Annotated in this window: 13 protein-coding genes, 2 rRNA genes and 2 pseudogenes; 5 read left to right on the top strand and 12 right to left on the bottom strand. The window is 43.9% G+C overall.

The genetic code is table 11. The annotated features are described in order from the left end of the window. Positions 1 to 98: 98 nt before the first annotated feature. Positions 99 to 266, bottom strand: a pseudogene (locus BFS05_RS06015) (LacI family DNA-binding transcriptional regulator); the annotation flags it as partial. Positions 267 to 444: 178 nt separating this feature from the next. Here BFS05_RS06015 and BFS05_RS06010 point away from each other — a divergent pair. Further along, positions 445 to 642, top strand: a pseudogene (locus tag BFS05_RS06010) (hypothetical protein); the annotation flags it as partial. Positions 643 to 1,000: 358 nt separating this feature from the next. On the opposite strand, the gene nucS reads toward BFS05_RS06010, so the two are convergent. After that, a complete protein-coding gene (gene nucS, locus BFS05_RS06005; protein WP_103085061.1) occupies positions 1,001 to 1,741 on the bottom strand; it encodes an endonuclease NucS in 741 nt (246 codons plus the stop codon). A 236-nt stretch (positions 1,742 to 1,977) separates the two neighbouring features. On the opposite strand from nucS, the gene nrdR reads away from it, so the two are divergent. Beyond that, positions 1,978 to 2,439: a transcriptional regulator NrdR gene (gene nrdR / locus BFS05_RS06000; protein ID WP_103085060.1), complete on the top strand. Its 462-nt coding sequence runs from the start codon at positions 1,978 to 1,980 to the stop codon at positions 2,437 to 2,439. Between the two features lie 260 nt (positions 2,440 to 2,699). Here nrdR and BFS05_RS06700 read toward each other — a convergent pair whose 3' ends face one another. The 3 genes from BFS05_RS06700 to BFS05_RS05995 form a co-directional block, all read right to left on the bottom strand. Then, on the bottom strand, positions 2,700 to 2,927 hold the full coding sequence (locus tag BFS05_RS06700; RefSeq protein ID WP_180978622.1) for a hypothetical protein: 228 nt from the start codon (positions 2,925 to 2,927) through the stop codon (positions 2,700 to 2,702). Between the two features lie 32 nt (positions 2,928 to 2,959). Further along, positions 2,960 to 3,097: a hypothetical protein gene (locus BFS05_RS06845; protein WP_180978621.1), complete on the bottom strand. Its 138-nt coding sequence runs from the start codon at positions 3,095 to 3,097 to the stop codon at positions 2,960 to 2,962. Between the two features lie 278 nt (positions 3,098 to 3,375). Next, positions 3,376 to 3,705: a LysM peptidoglycan-binding domain-containing protein gene (locus BFS05_RS05995; protein WP_103085059.1), complete on the bottom strand. Its 330-nt coding sequence runs from the start codon at positions 3,703 to 3,705 to the stop codon at positions 3,376 to 3,378. Between the two features lie 158 nt (positions 3,706 to 3,863). Between BFS05_RS05995 and lexA the strand changes: the two genes are divergently transcribed. From lexA to BFS05_RS05980, 3 genes are all read left to right on the top strand, one after another. Continuing rightward, on the top strand, positions 3,864 to 4,583 hold the full coding sequence (gene lexA, locus BFS05_RS05990; RefSeq protein WP_103085058.1) for a transcriptional repressor LexA: 720 nt from the start codon (positions 3,864 to 3,866) through the stop codon (positions 4,581 to 4,583). 209 nt (positions 4,584 to 4,792) lie between these two features. Then, positions 4,793 to 5,269, top strand: a complete 477-nt coding sequence (locus tag BFS05_RS05985; RefSeq protein ID WP_103085057.1) for a Panacea domain-containing protein — start codon at positions 4,793 to 4,795, stop codon at positions 5,267 to 5,269. Positions 5,270 to 5,399: 130 nt separating this feature from the next. Then, on the top strand, positions 5,400 to 6,110 hold the full coding sequence (locus tag BFS05_RS05980; RefSeq protein ID WP_103085056.1) for a hypothetical protein: 711 nt from the start codon (positions 5,400 to 5,402) through the stop codon (positions 6,108 to 6,110). Positions 6,111 to 6,218: 108 nt separating this feature from the next. Here the strand turns inward: BFS05_RS05980 and BFS05_RS05975 are convergent, their stop codons facing one another. From BFS05_RS05975 to BFS05_RS05940, 7 genes are all read right to left on the bottom strand, one after another. Then, positions 6,219 to 6,761 (bottom strand): peptidylprolyl isomerase, encoded by a 543-nt coding sequence (locus BFS05_RS05975; protein WP_103085055.1) that lies wholly within the window; start codon positions 6,759 to 6,761, stop codon positions 6,219 to 6,221. 853 nt (positions 6,762 to 7,614) lie between these two features. Then, a complete protein-coding gene (locus BFS05_RS05970; RefSeq protein ID WP_103085054.1) occupies positions 7,615 to 9,042 on the bottom strand; it encodes a hypothetical protein in 1,428 nt (475 codons plus the stop codon). Between the two features lie 1,473 nt (positions 9,043 to 10,515). Next, positions 10,516 to 11,034 (bottom strand): hypothetical protein, encoded by a 519-nt coding sequence (locus BFS05_RS05960; RefSeq protein ID WP_258004279.1) that lies wholly within the window; start codon positions 11,032 to 11,034, stop codon positions 10,516 to 10,518. A gap of 477 nt (positions 11,035 to 11,511) precedes the next feature. Further along, positions 11,512 to 12,207, bottom strand: coding sequence for a 50S ribosomal protein L1 (gene rplA / locus BFS05_RS05955; protein ID WP_103085051.1), 696 nt, complete (start codon positions 12,205 to 12,207; stop codon positions 11,512 to 11,514). 14 nt (positions 12,208 to 12,221) lie between these two features. Then, on the bottom strand, positions 12,222 to 12,653 hold the full coding sequence (gene rplK, locus BFS05_RS05950; protein ID WP_004118588.1) for a 50S ribosomal protein L11: 432 nt from the start codon (positions 12,651 to 12,653) through the stop codon (positions 12,222 to 12,224). A gap of 355 nt (positions 12,654 to 13,008) precedes the next feature. After that, a 5S ribosomal RNA gene (rrf, locus tag BFS05_RS05945) occupies positions 13,009 to 13,125 on the bottom strand. A gap of 158 nt (positions 13,126 to 13,283) precedes the next feature. Then, positions 13,284 to 16,219: ribosomal RNA gene (locus tag BFS05_RS05940) — 23S ribosomal RNA — on the bottom strand; the annotation flags it as partial.

Here is a 16,219-nt window from a genome sequence, read left to right as displayed (position 1 = left end):
ACTCTTACTGTGAGCAATCTTATATTCCTTCTCCCAGCCGTCCACGAACGCTTTCTTAAGAGTATCCCATGCTTGATTAGCGCCCATAGAAGTCATACCGTCTTTTGAGTTCGCAGCATATAAGCAACAGGATTACGCACATATCCTAGTTCCTTTGCAACTGAAAATATGTGTTCTACAGTTTCTGATGATAAGCGATCAGGAGTATTATACGCAAAGGAGACAGCAGATTTAGAGACATGCGCCGCGTCAGCAATATCCTGCATTGTAATTTTTTTCCCATGCTTCACACTTCTTACTTCTACATTATTTTTACTGTTGAGCTTGCAATACGATCATAGAATTATCTTTATTGGGGCGCCAACTATCTCCAACAGTTACACCATTTATAATTCGCCAGCAGCCTTGGCACGAGCGTCAGAATTATGGAAGACGATTGCTTGTTCACCACAGCTTCTATTGCAGGTAGCTTTGGTTGATGCTGTTGGCGAAAAGCGTTCGCAGAATCAGCCTGGCACAAGCACTGAGTACCCGAACTGGCGTATTCCTCTTGCTGATGAAAACGGCCATGTTGTTCATACTGATGAAGTCTTTAAGTCTTCTCGCGTGCTTTCTATGGCTGCTGTAATGCAAGGCAAGTAAAGGCAATAAGAGGCAAGTAAAGGCAAGTAAAAACAAAACACTTTTTCTCATCTCGCATATGCCGCATAGCACATTTTGTGTTGTGCGGCTTTTTGTTTGTTGCGATGCGCTGATTGTTGTTGTTTTCCGTGTTGTGCGGCTTTTTGTTTTTGGTTTTGGGTTTGTATTTGGCTCTTTATGGATTGTTTAGCTTTTTATTTGCTCTTATTGGGTTGTTGTTACAGGGTTTGATTCGTCTTCTTCCTGTTTTTAACGCTTCACTGTTTTACTTTGTATTGCTGATTCGGCTTAATTCTTTGGTTTAAGTTCGGTTCTTTATGGTTGATTCTGCATAGGCTGTTACGCGCACTCGTCAGAGTTAGAATAAACGAAGTTCGTCAGATTCAGTATCGCGCATTTCGTCATAGTCGAGTATTAAGCATGTAAACCCACGATCGTGCGCTAGCACTCGTGCTTGTGGCGTAATTGTTTGTGCTGCAAAAATTCCGCGCACTGGTTTTAAAAGTGGATCGCGATTAAGCAATTCACAATATCTTGTTAGCTGTTCTACTCCGTCTATTCCTCCATGACGTTTAATCTCTATTGCAACATGAACTCCATCACTGTCAACAGCCATAATGTCTACTGGACCGATTGCTGTTGGGTATTCGCGTCTAACGAGTGAAGCACCCTTACCGATTCTCTCAATTTGTTCTGCTAAGTAACGTTGTAGGTGATCTTCTACTCCATCTTTTACTAAACCTGGGTCTTCGCCAAGATCATGTGTCTGATCATCGTATACGCGTTGCAAAACAATCGTTAATACATCTTTGCCTTTTTTAGCCGCAACTTTTATAACATCACCATCACTTAAAGCATAACTAGAAGAACAATTGCTTGCATCGGATGCATTAGAATTTATTGCTTTTTCTTGGCATGCATGTTCTATGCGCATAGTGCAAGGAGCTGCCATCCAATTAAGCGGCTTGTACGATCCCAACTCTGAGAAAATTAATACACTGCCGTCTTCTTTTATAAGCAACACTCTTTTTGATAGTGGAAGTGACGCGTTAAGTCTACCTGAATATTCAGCACTACAATCAGCAACAATAATTCGCACAGCGTAAGCATAACAAAATTACACTCTGTGAGCCATAGAATCGTATAATTTTTGAGTTATTTATGCACTAAAACTTGTTCATAATAAATTATGAAATAAGTTAAAACGAGCCAATATAAGTCAAAAATTATAAAATTTATGAAATTTTGCCTTGCATTTTGATAATTTAGTGAATTAAAGTCATTTTTCTTCGCTTTCTATATTAATTTTCTAGTATTTTCTAGTATGCTTATCTTATGCATTGTCCTTTTTGTAAGAATTCTGATACTAAAGTCGTAGATACGCGAATCAGCGAGGATGGTTATTCCATCCGCAGACGACGCGAATGCCAGTTGTGTGGCAATCGCTTTACTACTGTTGAAACTACACAGCTTCTTGTTATGAAGCGATCAGGATCTATTGAGCCTTTTGATAGATCAAAAGTAGTTGCAGGCGTAGGTAAAGCGTGCCAAGGCAGACCTATTGATTCAGAAGCTCTTAAAACCCTCGGCATGAAAGTCGAAGCTGATTTAAGAGCTCGAGGTTTAGCTCAGGTCACTTCTGAAGAAGTCGGAAAAGCTATTTTGCAACCTTTACGAGAACTTGATGAAGTTGCTTATTTAAGATTCGCAAGCGTATATCAAAACTTCACGGGCCTTAAAGATTTTGAAAAAGCTATCGAAGACTTAAAAAAGAACCAATCTAATACTCAGGAATAGTGTCGCTCATAAGTAATACTCATAAGTTGGATACTATTGCCGTTACGCTCAAGTAAGCTCTACCCTAGTAAATACACGGTTCTGCGTATAATTGGAATGTTGGTTTCCGCATGAGTAACCATCATTCCAAATAAATAATGTGCGTTTGTATTGCATTGTTGCTTTTACGAATGCGCCAGATGATGTCCTGTGAGGCGAATGTCTATGTCGACATTCGCCTCACATATTTTATTCTCAATAGGGTTAAGGAAAGTAATCATTTAAGCGTCGCAAACCATCAAAATAGCAGACCTAGCATCCGAACATTCAGAATCCTCATAGCAATCTGAATATTGCGAAGCCAAATACTCTAAACATCCTGGGCAGATAAAGCCATTCAAACAATACACAGAACCATCCGAGTAAGAGTCTGAATAGTTAGAATAACGCCGTCCTAAATCATCAGAACAACAGCTCAAGCACTCTTCAGATCCATCCAAACTATCCAAACAATCTGATTCATACAAACCATACAAACAACTCAAACTATCCAAGTCATCAAAATCACATGAGCAACGTGAACACGAACGTCCTGAATTCCCCAAACACCCAGAACATCCTGAACACCCTGAGCGTCCCGAACATCCTGAACTGCAAATACGTTCCGAATAATAGTCATCTACATATGCTTCTATGCGTTTTTGCAATAATTTTCTATAGCATTCGTCCTCAAGAAAATACTCATTGCTTAAACTTGCATAGATATATCGCATAGTATCAATGTTTATAGGAGTGCATTCATAGATATATATCCCACATTTTGCATCCTGATTCCAACTCATATCAATCCCCCATTTATTGCTTATATTGTTCTTCTTCTAATCAAGTGTTCCAACAGTACTTATACGTAAAAGAAATAATGAATCGTTATTTTCGAAAATGCTTACAAGTCTGCCGTTATTTATCACTATTTAATACTGGAACGTTAATAGTCTGACCTACCTGCAAATCATAAGACGAAAGATTATTAATCTCAGCCAAATGTTCAACAGTATCTGAAACGTTACCATTTTTATCAGTTATAGATGTGGCATAACCCCATAAAGTGTCACCAGGACGGACTGTATATGTGACGAACTTTTCTGGTGCAGCAGAAACAGCAACCTTAGGCATAATTACAATCCAAGCAACAGCAATAGCAAATAAAACTACACTGACTCTGGCCACAAAATTGTTCTTTGACACTCTGTTTTTACAAGTAGAGCGTACTCCAAATGACTTATTCATATATATCTCTCCTTTACTCAAAGTTCCTTGTGAACATTTGTTCTATCGAACAAGTGTTTTAATAATTGCACAGTCTGAAAAAATATGCAACGGCGTGTCGAACATATGTTTGATTTTTTGAACAACATGCGCTAATATAAATTTTGAAAGGAGTAACCATGAACGATGAAAGCACCGACCAGGCAAATTTTGCCACAGAAAGCAATGCCGCTTCTCTGACCGGGCGACAGAGCAAAATCATGGATGCAATACAGCAAAATATAGCAGTTCATGGTTTCCCGCCTTCATTTAGAGAAATAGGAGAATTAGTCGGATTACGAAGTACATCTTCTGTTAAACATCAATTAAAGGCGCTCGAATTAAAGGGCCTAATTCGAATAAGTGCAAACAAAGGTAGAGCAATTGAAGTTATTGGACACAATCCAGTAACTTCGTCCACGCAGCGACAACAATCTGAACCTTTAGGCGTGGATGTAGATATGTACGAAAGCGAAAGCATTCAAACATCTCACGACGTCCCTCTTGTGGGAAGAATCGCTGCAGGAACGCCTATTACAGCAGAACAACATATTGACGACGTTATGCGACTGCCAGAGCGTTTAACAGGAACAGGAAATCTGTTTATGCTAGAAGTTCATGGAGATTCAATGATTGACGCTGCAATATGCGATGGAGACTACGTTGTTGTACGCGAGCAACACGACGCTTGCAATGGTGACATAGTTGCCGCATTGCTAGATAATGAAGCAACTGTTAAAACATTCAGAAACGACAACGGACACGTTTGGCTAATACCACACAATCCTACTTATTCCCCAATTGACGGCACAAATGCGACGATTATGGGCAAAGTAGTCACAGTTTTGAGAAAAATTTAAAATTAAATACCCAATACGATATTGTGTAACGAAATTTTTCCAGTATAATAGTTCATAATTTCTTATTTATTTCACCACTGAGGCCAATAAGAAATTAAGAGAGAAATATTAAATAGTACAGCTATAAGCATACCCTAATGCAGTAGACCGTATATTTATATATCTCTACGTTTTTTTTGACCCGTATACATCGAAGCAAGGAAGCTAAAATGTCAGTTGTAAACGTGGCGGACCGCATACTAGATAATCTAGGAACAATGACAACCATGAGGTTGCAAAAACTTGCATACTATGCTCAAGCGCATAGTCTTGCTAGTACAAATAAAACTCTGTTCGACGAAAATTTTGAAGCTTGGAAAAACGGGCCAGTTTCAATCGAGCTACTAAATAGATACAGAGATAAAATCATCATTCACAAAGGATGCCTAATATTGTCGTTAAACGAGCGCAAAAATCCACTCAATCAAAATCAGCTAGATCTTATTGACGAAGTATGCGATATTTTAAAAGATTGCTCAGGATTTGACCTTTATAAACGAGTCACAAAAGAAACCCCTTGGAGAATAGCTCGAATACCGTATAGAGAAGACCAATTCTGTGAAGAAATTATTCTAAACGGCTATATAAGAACATTTTACACATATAACCCAGTAGTGCCCGGTAAGCAAAAACGTACCAGACACTAATTGTCACTTATTTATTAGCGCGATAAATATTTCACATAAAAATCTTAAGATCTTAAAATCTTATAGCCATAGGAACTTAAGATCTTAAGATTTTGAATTTTAAAATCTCTAAAACGTAGAAGGATGACTCATGAAAACCCTAGATAAGAGTCCTCGCACGCAAAATACCTGCATTCAAGAGAAAAATTCAATAACAAACAGCAAAAGTTCGCTAGAAAAAGATTATTATGTCTCAAAAAGAAAACGCTTGTTCCACGAAAAACCGGCATCTCAATCCAACAAATCGGATAAAAACAGCAGCTTCATGGAATCAAACAAAGAGAAAGAGGAAAAAATAAAAAAGGAATTGATTCGCACATTCATGAGAATACGCGAATCATTATCCAGCGATTTGTCAGCCGCGAAAATAGTAGGCTCACAAACAAATTTCGATTATAGAGAACTATTGTCTTTATATCACAAATTTGAATCGGACATTGAAAAAGAAAAGCAAAAAGTCAATCCACTCTATTCTAAAAAATGGAAAAATCAATGTTTTAAAGGATATCACGCTGGCGGAAAGAAAATATTACTACTCAGAAGAGAATTTCTATTAAAAAGTATTGCTGCAAACGAAGCTAAACAAAAGAATTGCACCCAAGAAAACGATAGCGGGATATTAAATAAATTAAAAGAAGAAGAATGCAAAATAAGAAAAGAAAAGGCAATTTTAGATAATATTTTGAAATCGTTTGGAGAAGAAAAAGAACTATATGAGTTAAACTTTACGCGTCCATGCGAATACGATGGCGTACAAACAATGGGACCAATTATGCAGCCTCGTGCTGCGCAAACAAATTAAAAAATAATCCCGATAGAGCAGGATAAAACCTATTCCATCGGGATTACCGCGACTAAAAATCAGTACTTAAAAATCCGCGACTAAAATCCGTAGTCTAAATAATATAAATTATTCTTCAACAATTTCAATAGAGATAATACCAACTGGCTCAATCGGGCAATCCGAGGAATCAGTTGGAATGCTTTCAATAGCATCCACTACTTCGCAAGATTTTTTATCTGCAACTTCACCAAAAATAGTATGATGACCGTCAAGCCACGGAGTAGGAACCGCCGTAATGAAGAACTGCGAACCATTTGTGCCATGCATGCGACCGTCATAACCAAGACGCGTACCAGCATTAGCCATTGCGAGAAGATAAGGACGATCAAACTTTAACGATGGATCAATCTCGTCATCGAACTCGTATCCTGGGCCGCCAGTTCCATTACCCAATGGGCATCCACCTTGAATCATGAAATCCTTGATTACGCGATGGAAAATAAGGCCATCATAGAATGGCTCGCGTGACTTTTCATGAGTAGCAGGATTTTCCCACTCGATTCTTCCAGTTGCCAATCCTACAAAATTCTTTACAGTGTTTGGCGCCTTGTCATCAAAAAGATTGATTGCAATTTTACCCTCAGAGGTATTAATAATAGCTTTTGTCATGCGATAATTTTCCCATACGTTAAAGACTGTTGAACATGCTGCGAAATTGAGCCAAATCAGCCGAACGGCAATTAGCCGTGAGGATAGACTTTACTCTCTCGTGAGGTACAGGTTTCCTACGCAATGTTGCTGAGCTCTCGGAGTTTCTTTCATCGCAGGCGCTTTGACTGAGTCTGAAATTATTGGAATTTCAGGCTCCTTCAAAGCGTGATTTGACATGTGAAGCACGGTGTGCTTCACATGTCAAATCAGCCGAACGGCTATGCCGTGAGGATCAGCACTCACGTCCTCGCTTGCGTTGAAAGCGAGGATATGGCTGTGGCGGTGAGGGGTGGGTGTTACTTGTCTCGCAGACGTTACGCTCTCGTACAGTACATGGTTTTTATGCTTTTGCTACTAGTGTTTGGATTCTTAGTTAAGTTTTGATTCCCAATAGGATTGGATTATGTGGGAATTTATTTAGAATCGCTCCACTCTTATATTGCTCGACCAAGCAACACCCATCCCTCACTACTACTTGGTATGCACGCATAGGAAAACACATGCGAGAAAAATCTTAAATCTCTGCCTAACTAATAGCATTGCGAGCTCAAGCAGGTCGTCACGCTACAAAAACATAGCTATATAAACAAGAAAGGCTTACCGAAGTAAGCCTTTCAAAACCTGGAATCATTACCCGTCCCTAGCGGAAAACAAAACCAGCATCAACACTCAACACTCAAACCATCACACTCTAAACACTCGCTAGTAAGAAAAGGTAAATGGCAAACCAGCAAACACTTAAAACATGACTAGTTCAAGCAGTGGCGTGAAACATACGCTCCACGCCACAAGTTGAATGTGAAAATATTATTTAGTGACGGAACTTGCGAACAGCAGCACCAATGCCAGCGAGCATGGAAGCAGCCAAAGCAGTGAACATCACGGTAACACCAGTCTTGCTCAAAGGAGCAGCAGAAGCAGCAGCGGCAGCCTTGGTATCAAGCTTTGCACCAGCTGGAGCAGCAGCACCCTTCTTAGCTTCGCCCTTCTTAGCTTCCTTCTGGCCCTTCTTAGCAGCAGCAGCAACAGCGTCACCGAACTTACCGCTCACAGCCTCAGCATAAAGCTCCTTAGCGCCAGCAGGATCAGCGAAGTTTGGCATCAAAGGATCAGAAGTAGCAACTACAGGCAACAAAGCAGGATTCACACCAAGAGCAATAGCCTCATTGTAAATCTTCTTATACTGAGCCTTAGCAGCCTTAAAAGCAGCGCCAGCAGCAACAGCAGCAGTCTTAGCATCATTGTACTTAAGAGTCAAAGCAGTAAACTCAGCAGCAAGACGAGTCACATGAGCCTGAGCACGATCACGAAGATCAGTCAAACGAGTTTCCTTAGCAGAATCATCTACACCAGAAGCCAAGAAGGCATCCAAATCATGCTGAGCCTTCTCGAGATTGGCCTTAGCAGCAGAAAGTTCACGAATAACCTTCTCGTAAGCAGCCTTTACATCATTATAATCATGATTCTTCTTAGCAAGATCATTCTCAGCATTCTGCAAAACCATAGCAGCTAAACGAGTAGCATTAATAGCCTCATCCTTAGTAGTTGGATCAGCAACCACGGTAGGAAGAGTTACAGGATTCTGTGGGTTAGCAGGTGGGTTGGCAGGAGGATTCTGCTCATTACCACTGGCCTTGCAACCAAGATTCTTAAAATGAATCTCAGCAAGATCGAGCTTATCCTGGGCTGCAGATACTGCATCCTGAGCATTCTGAGCATTAGTATCCTCAGCATCAGTCTTGATGGTACCAAGCTTAGTATCGTAAGCCTTCTTATCAGGAGCAGTACCATTATAATCAGCTGGAGCAGTTGGAGCGCCGGTTTCCAACTTCACGCCCGTGTTCTGTGCAGCATCGATAGCAGTCTTAATATCCTTTGCGGCATTATTAGCTTTCTGCTGCGCAGTAGCAACAGCAACTAAATCAGCTGCATCAACATCAGCGATAGCATTCTTAGCATCAACAAACTTCTGAACAGCATTCTTGTACGCTGTTACTGCAGCCTTTGCAGCATCAAGCTTCTTATGAGCACGACGCTTAGCAGCATTAGCGGTAACAAGATCATCCTTTGCATCCTGCAAAGCAGCCTTCTTAGCATTAACATCGTCCTGAGCATTCTTGCACTCTTCAGCAGTTGGCTTCTTAGGAGTCTCAGCAGCGAAAGATGGTGTGGCGAAAGCCAAACCAGAAACGAGGGTGGCGCCAGCAGCGAGAGCGGCGATAGCCTTCTTATTTAACATAATAATTTCCTTTCTTCTTCTCCTTCGCACTAGGGTATGCGAAGAAAAATTTGCACCACGATTGTTTTAAAACAATTCGCGGTATCGCCAGCCTTAAAATCTAGGGCGGCTGACGTTTGCTTTTAAGATACCCCCCCCCCCGTTTGAAAAAGTCAAGAGCCAATCAACCCACGCTTATCCACAATTTAAATAAAATATTTTAATAAAACACGATAAACAAACCATAAACCGTAAAAAATACAGTATCATGCTTGTTTTTATATTAAAAAATGAATTTTCAAGAATTTTCAAGAATTTTCCCAGGAAACTCTCAGGAAACTCTTCTGCACTCCCCCAACTATCTGCAAAACCGTTGCAATATCGCCACTTTTGCGCGACACGCCGATAATATATATACACCACCTATCAAGCAGCAGTCACACAATACGCTAGTAAGTAATGTGAGTTGCTTACCATAGATGCTTTTCTACCAGTTAGGCAGAGATTTAAGATTTTTCGCCCATGCATTTTCTTGATTTTGTTTACTTACAGGGTATATAAGTCCACGAAATCAAGAACCCTACCCCGATTTTGTTTATCGACACGCTCTCTAAGTACACAAAACCAAGAACACTTCCCCGATTTTGTGTACTTAGAAGGTGCGCAAGCGCGACACCTGCTTGAGTACGCAATGCTATTAGTTAGGCAGAGATTTAATATTTTTCGCCCATGTGTGCATCACCGGGTAGCAGTGAGGGATAAGGATTGCTTGGTCGAGCAATATAAGAGTGGAGCGATTCTAAATAAACTCCCACATAATCCAATCCTATTGGGAATCAAAACTTAACTAAGAATCCAAACACTAGTAGCACAAGCATAAAAACCATGTACCTCACGAGAGCGTAACGTCTATCCTCACGGCTAATTGCCGCTCGGCTGAGCTTGCGTTGAAAGCGCACTGTGCTTTCAACTTTGAGCAAGCTCACGCTCCGAATTGCTTTCGTGCGCGCAATGCTGCACTCAAGCAGGTCGTCGCGCTAGTAATCCTTATTCCTCACCGCCAGAGCCATACACTCGCTTTCAACGCAAGCGAGGACGTGAGTGCTGATCCTCACGGCATAGCCGTTCGGCTGATTTGGCATGTGAAGCGCACTGTGCTTCACAATTAAGCCAAATCACGCTTTGAAGGAGTTTGAAATGCGTTATGCAATTTCAAACTCAGTCAAAGCGCCTGCTATGAGAGAAACTCCGAGAGCTCAGCAACATCAGCATGAACCTTAAACAGCAGCACACTATTCTGCTTTAAGCTCGGTCGATTCGCAGTCGAATCGCGAACGCAAAACAAAAAAGTGGCGCAAAACCAAAAGGTTTCACACCACATAACAGTAATAATTAAAGCAAACGCAAAACAAAAAATTATAAACGAAAATCTATAAACGAAAATCTATAAATTAAAAGTTATAAACAAAAAGTCAGCGTCTGCAATAATAAGCTCTAGTGACGGAACTTGCGAAGAGCAACACCCATGCCAGAAAGAGCAGAAGCAGCAACAGCAACCAAAGCTACAGCAACACCAGTTTTAGGCAATGCAGATGGCTTAGCAGCTGGCTTGGCTGCAGGCTTAGCAGCTGGCTTTGCTTCCTTAGCTGGCTTAGCGGCTGGCTTAGCAGGAGAAACAGGGTCATCGAACTTTCCAGACAAAGCTTTATCATACAATGGCTTGGTGGCTGGAACGCAAACTACAGTACCATAATAGTTCTTGTAGCAGTTGGAACGGTCTGGAACCTGAACTTCAGCTGAAGCAGTGGCCTTACCTGACTTCTTAGCAGTAGCAGGAGCATTATTTTCTACAGTTGCTGGCTCACTATTAGAAGAACCACCAAGTGGATCAGATGTTACTACTGGTGGCAAACCTAAATCTTCAGCCATTGCTGGAGTTGCCATTGCAAAACCGGCAAGCAAAGTAGCACCCGCAACGAGAGCAGCGATTGACTTCTTGCTCAACATATTCATACCTTCAATCCTTTTTATCACATTTCCACACAGCACAAGACAGATATGAAAGTGAGATACCGTTATTAAAATTGAAATATGCTAACTGGAATTCACCAATTAGAATACAGGGCACAGGTTACACCAATTTTTCACAAATAAAAAGATTTTCAAGGAAAAACACTAAATAAAAAAAGATTTAGGACTAGGAACAATCCCAGCTGATCATTGATAATTTCCTGGTTATTTCCTTGTTATTTCCAGGTTATTCCACAAAATGAGGGTATTCTCCAAAACAATTATCGAAAAAACAAAATAAAACAATAAACCAAATAAAAACAAACAAACAACACAAACAACACAAACAACACAAACAACACAAACAAAAAAACGCTGAAAACATAACTCAAAAAGAGCACATTTTCAGCGTTTATAAGCTTTAAACTTAATTCATTACTTACTAGCTTATGCTTTCACACAAACTATGTGAGCAACAAATCAGGCAGCAATGCTGGCGATATCAACTGGAACGCCAGGAGCCATCGTGGAGGTAACGGTTACCTTAGTAATGTAACGACCCTTGATGGTGCTTGGCTTCAAGCGGCGAACTTCGTCTGCAACAGCCTTGAAGTTCTCTTCAAGAGACTTAGCATCGAAGGAGAGCTTGCCGAAGAGGAAGGACAGGTTGCCCTGACGATCCACGCGGAACTCAATCTTACCGCCCTTAATATCAGCCACAGCCTTGGCAACATCCATGGTCACGGTGCCAGTCTTTGGATTTGGCATCAAGCTACGAGGACCGAGAACACGACCCAAGCGGCCAACCTTACCCATCATGTCTGGGGTTGCAACGACTGCATCGAAGTCAAGGAAGCCACCGGCAACCTTTTCGATAAGCTCGTCATCGCCAACGATGTCAGCGCCAGCTTCCTGAGCCTCAGTAGCCTTTGGACCACGAGCGAACACCAAAACCTTAGCGGTTTTACCGGTGCCATTTGGCAAGTTAACTACGCCACGAACCAACTGATCAGCCTTGCGAGGATCCACGTTAAGGCGCATAACAGCCTCAACGGACTCGTCGAAAGCGTGCTTTGGCATGCTCTGCAACAAAGCAATAGCCTCAGCTGGGGTGTACAGGTTATTGCGGTCAATCTTCTCAGCCGCTTCACGATACTTCTTAGAACGCTTAGCCATTTCTACACTCCCTTTCAGTCGGTAACGGTAATACCCATCGAGCGAGCAGTACCCGCGATGATCTTCATACCGGCCTCGACGTCACGTGCGGAGAGGTCAGGCATCTTAATTTCGGCGATTTCGCGCACCTGAGCCTTGGTCACAGAACCAACCTTGTGAGTCAATGGATTCTCGGTGCCCTTCTGAATACCAGCAGCCTTAAGCAACAAAGCAGCGGCAGGTGGGGTCTTCAGAATGAAAGTGAAGGAACGATCTTCATAAACGGTGATCTCTACTGGGACGATCTGACCCATCTTGTCCTTCGTCTGGTCGTTATAGGCCTTGCAGAAGTCCATGATGTTCACGCCGTGGGAGCCTAATGCTGGACCCAGTGGTGGAGCTGGATTTGCTTTACCAGCTTGAATCTCGAGCTTAATAAGCGCGGAGACTTTCTTTTTCGGAGCCATAATATGGTTCTTCTTTCTTGTACAAGCGGTCCAAACGGTTGCTGCAAACTCTTCTATAGTCGCTTCTTATAAAACATGCAAAACGTTCGAAAACGTATAAACACTTACGAAACGTTGCTATAAAGCTGTTTTGCAGCTTCCTCCCGCATCTTGTATTGCTGTGCTGTGCTAGCGGATTCCTCCTCCAGACACAAGCTTTCCTATTATGCCACCTAATAGCGACTACTTGCAAGATATTGCATTAGAAAAGACGCTTACAAATAGCCGATAGCAAATTAAAGGCAGTGAATATTGGAACACCTCTGTGTGATGGTAATAAAAAAGCGGGGAGTTTTAACTCCCCGCTAGAAGAATAATGCGGCGGCGTGCTAGTCTCCCACACCCTATCGAGTGCAGTACCCTCACCGTGTCAGGCCTTAGCTTCCGGGTTCGGAATGGGACCGGGCGTCTCACCTGAGCCATGACCACCGCAAACTTAATTATAACACTCACAGTAAACCATGAGCGGAATAGTGGCGGTTAGGGAACCGGACATGAACGCGAGTAACAATCAAACCAATCTCAACAAACTTAAACGCAGAATCTTTTAACACTCCAAGTTAACTAGAACATTAAACCATAAGCTTAAAAGAGTATATTACTATCGCCCGTTAGTACTGGTCAGCTCCACCCCTTACAGGGCTTCCACATCCAGCCTATCAACCACGTGTTCTTCATGGGGGCTCACACATTAAAATGCAAGGAATGCTAATCTTGGAGCAGGCTTCCCGCTTAGATGCTTTCAGCGGTTATCCCTTCCAAACGTAGCTAACCGGCAGCGCCACTGGCGTGACGACCGGCATACCAGAGGTTTGTCCACCCAGGTCCTCTCGTACTATGGGCAGGTCTCCTCAACATTCCAACGAGCGCAGAGGATAGAGACCAAACTGTCTCACGACGTTCTGAACCCAGCTCGCGTGCCGCTTTAATCGGCGAACAGCCGAACCCTTGGGACCTGCTCCAGCCCCAGGATGCGACGAGCCGACATCGAGGTGCCAAACCATCCCGTCGATATGGACTCTTGGGAATGATCAGCCTGTTATCCCCGGGGTACCTTTTATCCGTTGAGCGATGCCACGTCCGTACGCCGGCACCGGATCACTATCTCCGACTTTCGTCCCTGCTCGACCCGTCAGTCTCACAGTCAAGCCCGCTTGTGCGATTACACTCAAAACCCGATTGCCAACCGGGTTGAGCGGACCATTGAGCGCCTCCGTTACTCTTTAGGAGGCAACCGCCCCAGTTAAACTACCCGCCAGGCACTGTCCCTAACACGGATAACGTGCTGAGGTTAGACGCCAGATATGGAAAGAGCGGTATTTCACCTTACGACTCCACGCAAGCTAGCGCTCACGCTTCACAGCCTCCCGCCTATGCTACACGATCCACACCTAACGACAATACCAAGGTATAGTAAAGGTCCCGGGGTCTTTTCGTCCTTCTGCGCTTAACGAGCATCTTTACTCGTACTGCAATTTCGCCGGGCTCCTGGCCGAGACAGTGGGGAAGTCGTTACGCCATTCGTGCAGGTCGGAACTTACCCGACAAGGAATTTCGCTACCTTAGGATGGTTATAGTTACCACCGCCGTTTACCGGGGCTTAAATTCACCGCTTCACCCGAGGGCTAACGGATCCTCTTAACCTTCCGGCACCGGGCAGGCGTCAGAGCGTATACAGCGGCTTACGCCTTCGCACGCTCCTGTGTTTTTGGTAAACAGTCGCTACCCCCTAGCTTGTGCCACCCCCAACAGCTCCGCTTGTAAAAAACATCACCATCAAGGGTCTCCCTTATGCCGAAGGCACGGGAGTAATTTGCCGAGTTCCTTGGCCAGGATTCGCCCGATCGCTTCGGTATACTCTACCAGACCACCAGTGTCGGTTTAGGGTACGAGCGGAATCACACCTCACGTTGAAGCTTTTCTCGGCAAGCAGGATCACCGGAATCAGCCTTACAGCCTACCCATCACGCCTCAGCTTTAACATCCCCCGGATTTACCTAGGAGACAGCCCACACGCTTAGCCACGGAAAACCACCTCCGCAGCCGGCTACCTACCCGCGTCACTCCCACGCTAACCTACTACCGATACAGTCCCAACACAAACAAGCCAACAACCCCGAAAGGAAGCCAACTCATAAATGAAGGTTAGTACTCTCAGATTCAGTTCGAACGGTGTAACACCGGTACGGGAATATCAACCCGTTCATCCATTCGACTACGCCTGTCGGCCTCGCCTTAGGACTCGACTCACCCGGGGACGACGAACGTGGCCCCGGAACCCTTAGTCATTCAGCGGACAGGATTCACACCTGTCTCTCGCTACTCATGTCTGCATTCTCACTCCTGTAAAGTCCACGACAAGTTCACACTGCCGCTTCACCCCATACAGGACGCTCTCCTACCCCGCGTGAACTAAATCACGCAGTCGCGTCTTCGGTGGCGTGCTTAAGCCCCGCTACATTGTCGGCGCGGAACCACTAGACCAGTGAGCTGTTACGCACTCTTTCAAGGGTGGCTGCTTCTGAGCCAACCTCCTGGCTGTCTATGCGACTCCACATCCTTTCCCACTTAGCACACGCTTAGGGACCTTAGACGACGATCAGGGCTGTTTCCCTTTTGACGACGGAGCTTATCCCCCGCCGACTCACTGCCATGATAAACCTAACAGGTATTCGGAGTTTGGCTGCTATTAGTACCCGGTATGGGCCCGCAAGCATCCAGTAGCTCTACCCCCTGTAAGCAATAACATGACGCTGCACCTAAATGCATTTCGGAGAGAACCAGCTATCACGGAATTTGATTGGCCTTTCACCCCTAACCCCAAGTCATCCCCCCAGTTTTCAACCTAGGTGGGTTCGGTCCTCCACACGGTCTTACCCGCGCTTCAACCTGCTCAGGGCTAGATCATCCCGCTTCGGGTCCAGGACATGCGACTCAAACGCCTTTTAAAACTCGCTTTCGCTACGGCTCCCCCACCCGGGTTAGCCTCGCCACATACCACTGACTCGCAGACTCATTTTTCGATAGGCACGCCGTCACCCCACAAAGAAGGCTCCGACGGATTGTAAGCGCACGGTTTCAGGAACTATTTCACTCCCCTCCCGGGGTGCTTTTCACCTTTCCCTCACGGTACTAGTACACTATCGGTCAGACAGGAATACTTAGGCTTACCCAACGGTCTGGGCAGATTCACGCGGGATTCCACGAGGCCCGCGCTACTTGGGAATAAACATAAAGAGACATCGCACGACAAGCTACGGGGCCATCACCCTATACGGCTGGGAATTCAATCCCATTCACCTAGCACGACATTTTATCACTCTTCTCAACCCCGTCAGAGGCTGAACAATCAATCCCACGACCCCGAGCACGCAACACCTGACGGTTATCACACGCACCCGGTTTAGCCTGATCCGCTTTCGCTCGCCACTACTCACGGAGTATCCTTTCCTGCAGGTACTGAGATGTTTCACTTCCCTGCGTACCCCCCATGCAAAACATGGTGACCACTCATAACAATGGCCGGG

It is taken from the genome of Gardnerella coleohominis (assembly GCF_002896555.1).
GTDB lineage: Bacteria > Actinomycetota > Actinomycetes > Actinomycetales > Bifidobacteriaceae > Bifidobacterium > Bifidobacterium vaginale_F.
Note: the sequence above shows the minus strand (reverse complement) of the source record. Positions and strands in the feature narration are given on the sequence as shown.

Coding starts and splice junctions, on each gene's coding strand:
- nrdR (WP_103085060.1), top strand. CDS start 1,978: ATGCATTGTCCTTTTTGTAAGAATTCTGATACTAAAGTCGTAGATACG.
- BFS05_RS06845 (WP_180978621.1), bottom strand. CDS start 3,097: ATGACTATTATTCGGAACGTATTTGCAGTTCAGGATGTTCGGGACGCT.
- BFS05_RS05995 (WP_103085059.1), bottom strand. CDS start 3,705: ATGAATAAGTCATTTGGAGTACGCTCTACTTGTAAAAACAGAGTGTCA.
- lexA (WP_103085058.1), top strand. CDS start 3,864: ATGAACGATGAAAGCACCGACCAGGCAAATTTTGCCACAGAAAGCAAT.
- BFS05_RS05985 (WP_103085057.1), top strand. CDS start 4,793: ATGTCAGTTGTAAACGTGGCGGACCGCATACTAGATAATCTAGGAACA.
- BFS05_RS05980 (WP_103085056.1), top strand. CDS start 5,400: ATGAAAACCCTAGATAAGAGTCCTCGCACGCAAAATACCTGCATTCAA.
- BFS05_RS05975 (WP_103085055.1), bottom strand. CDS start 6,761: ATGACAAAAGCTATTATTAATACCTCTGAGGGTAAAATTGCAATCAAT.
- BFS05_RS05970 (WP_103085054.1), bottom strand. CDS start 9,042: ATGTTAAATAAGAAGGCTATCGCCGCTCTCGCTGCTGGCGCCACCCTC.
- BFS05_RS05960 (WP_258004279.1), bottom strand. CDS start 11,034: ATGAATATGTTGAGCAAGAAGTCAATCGCTGCTCTCGTTGCGGGTGCT.
- rplA (WP_103085051.1), bottom strand. CDS start 12,207: ATGGCTAAGCGTTCTAAGAAGTATCGTGAAGCGGCTGAGAAGATTGAC.
- rplK (WP_004118588.1), bottom strand. CDS start 12,653: ATGGCTCCGAAAAAGAAAGTCTCCGCGCTTATTAAGCTCGAGATTCAA.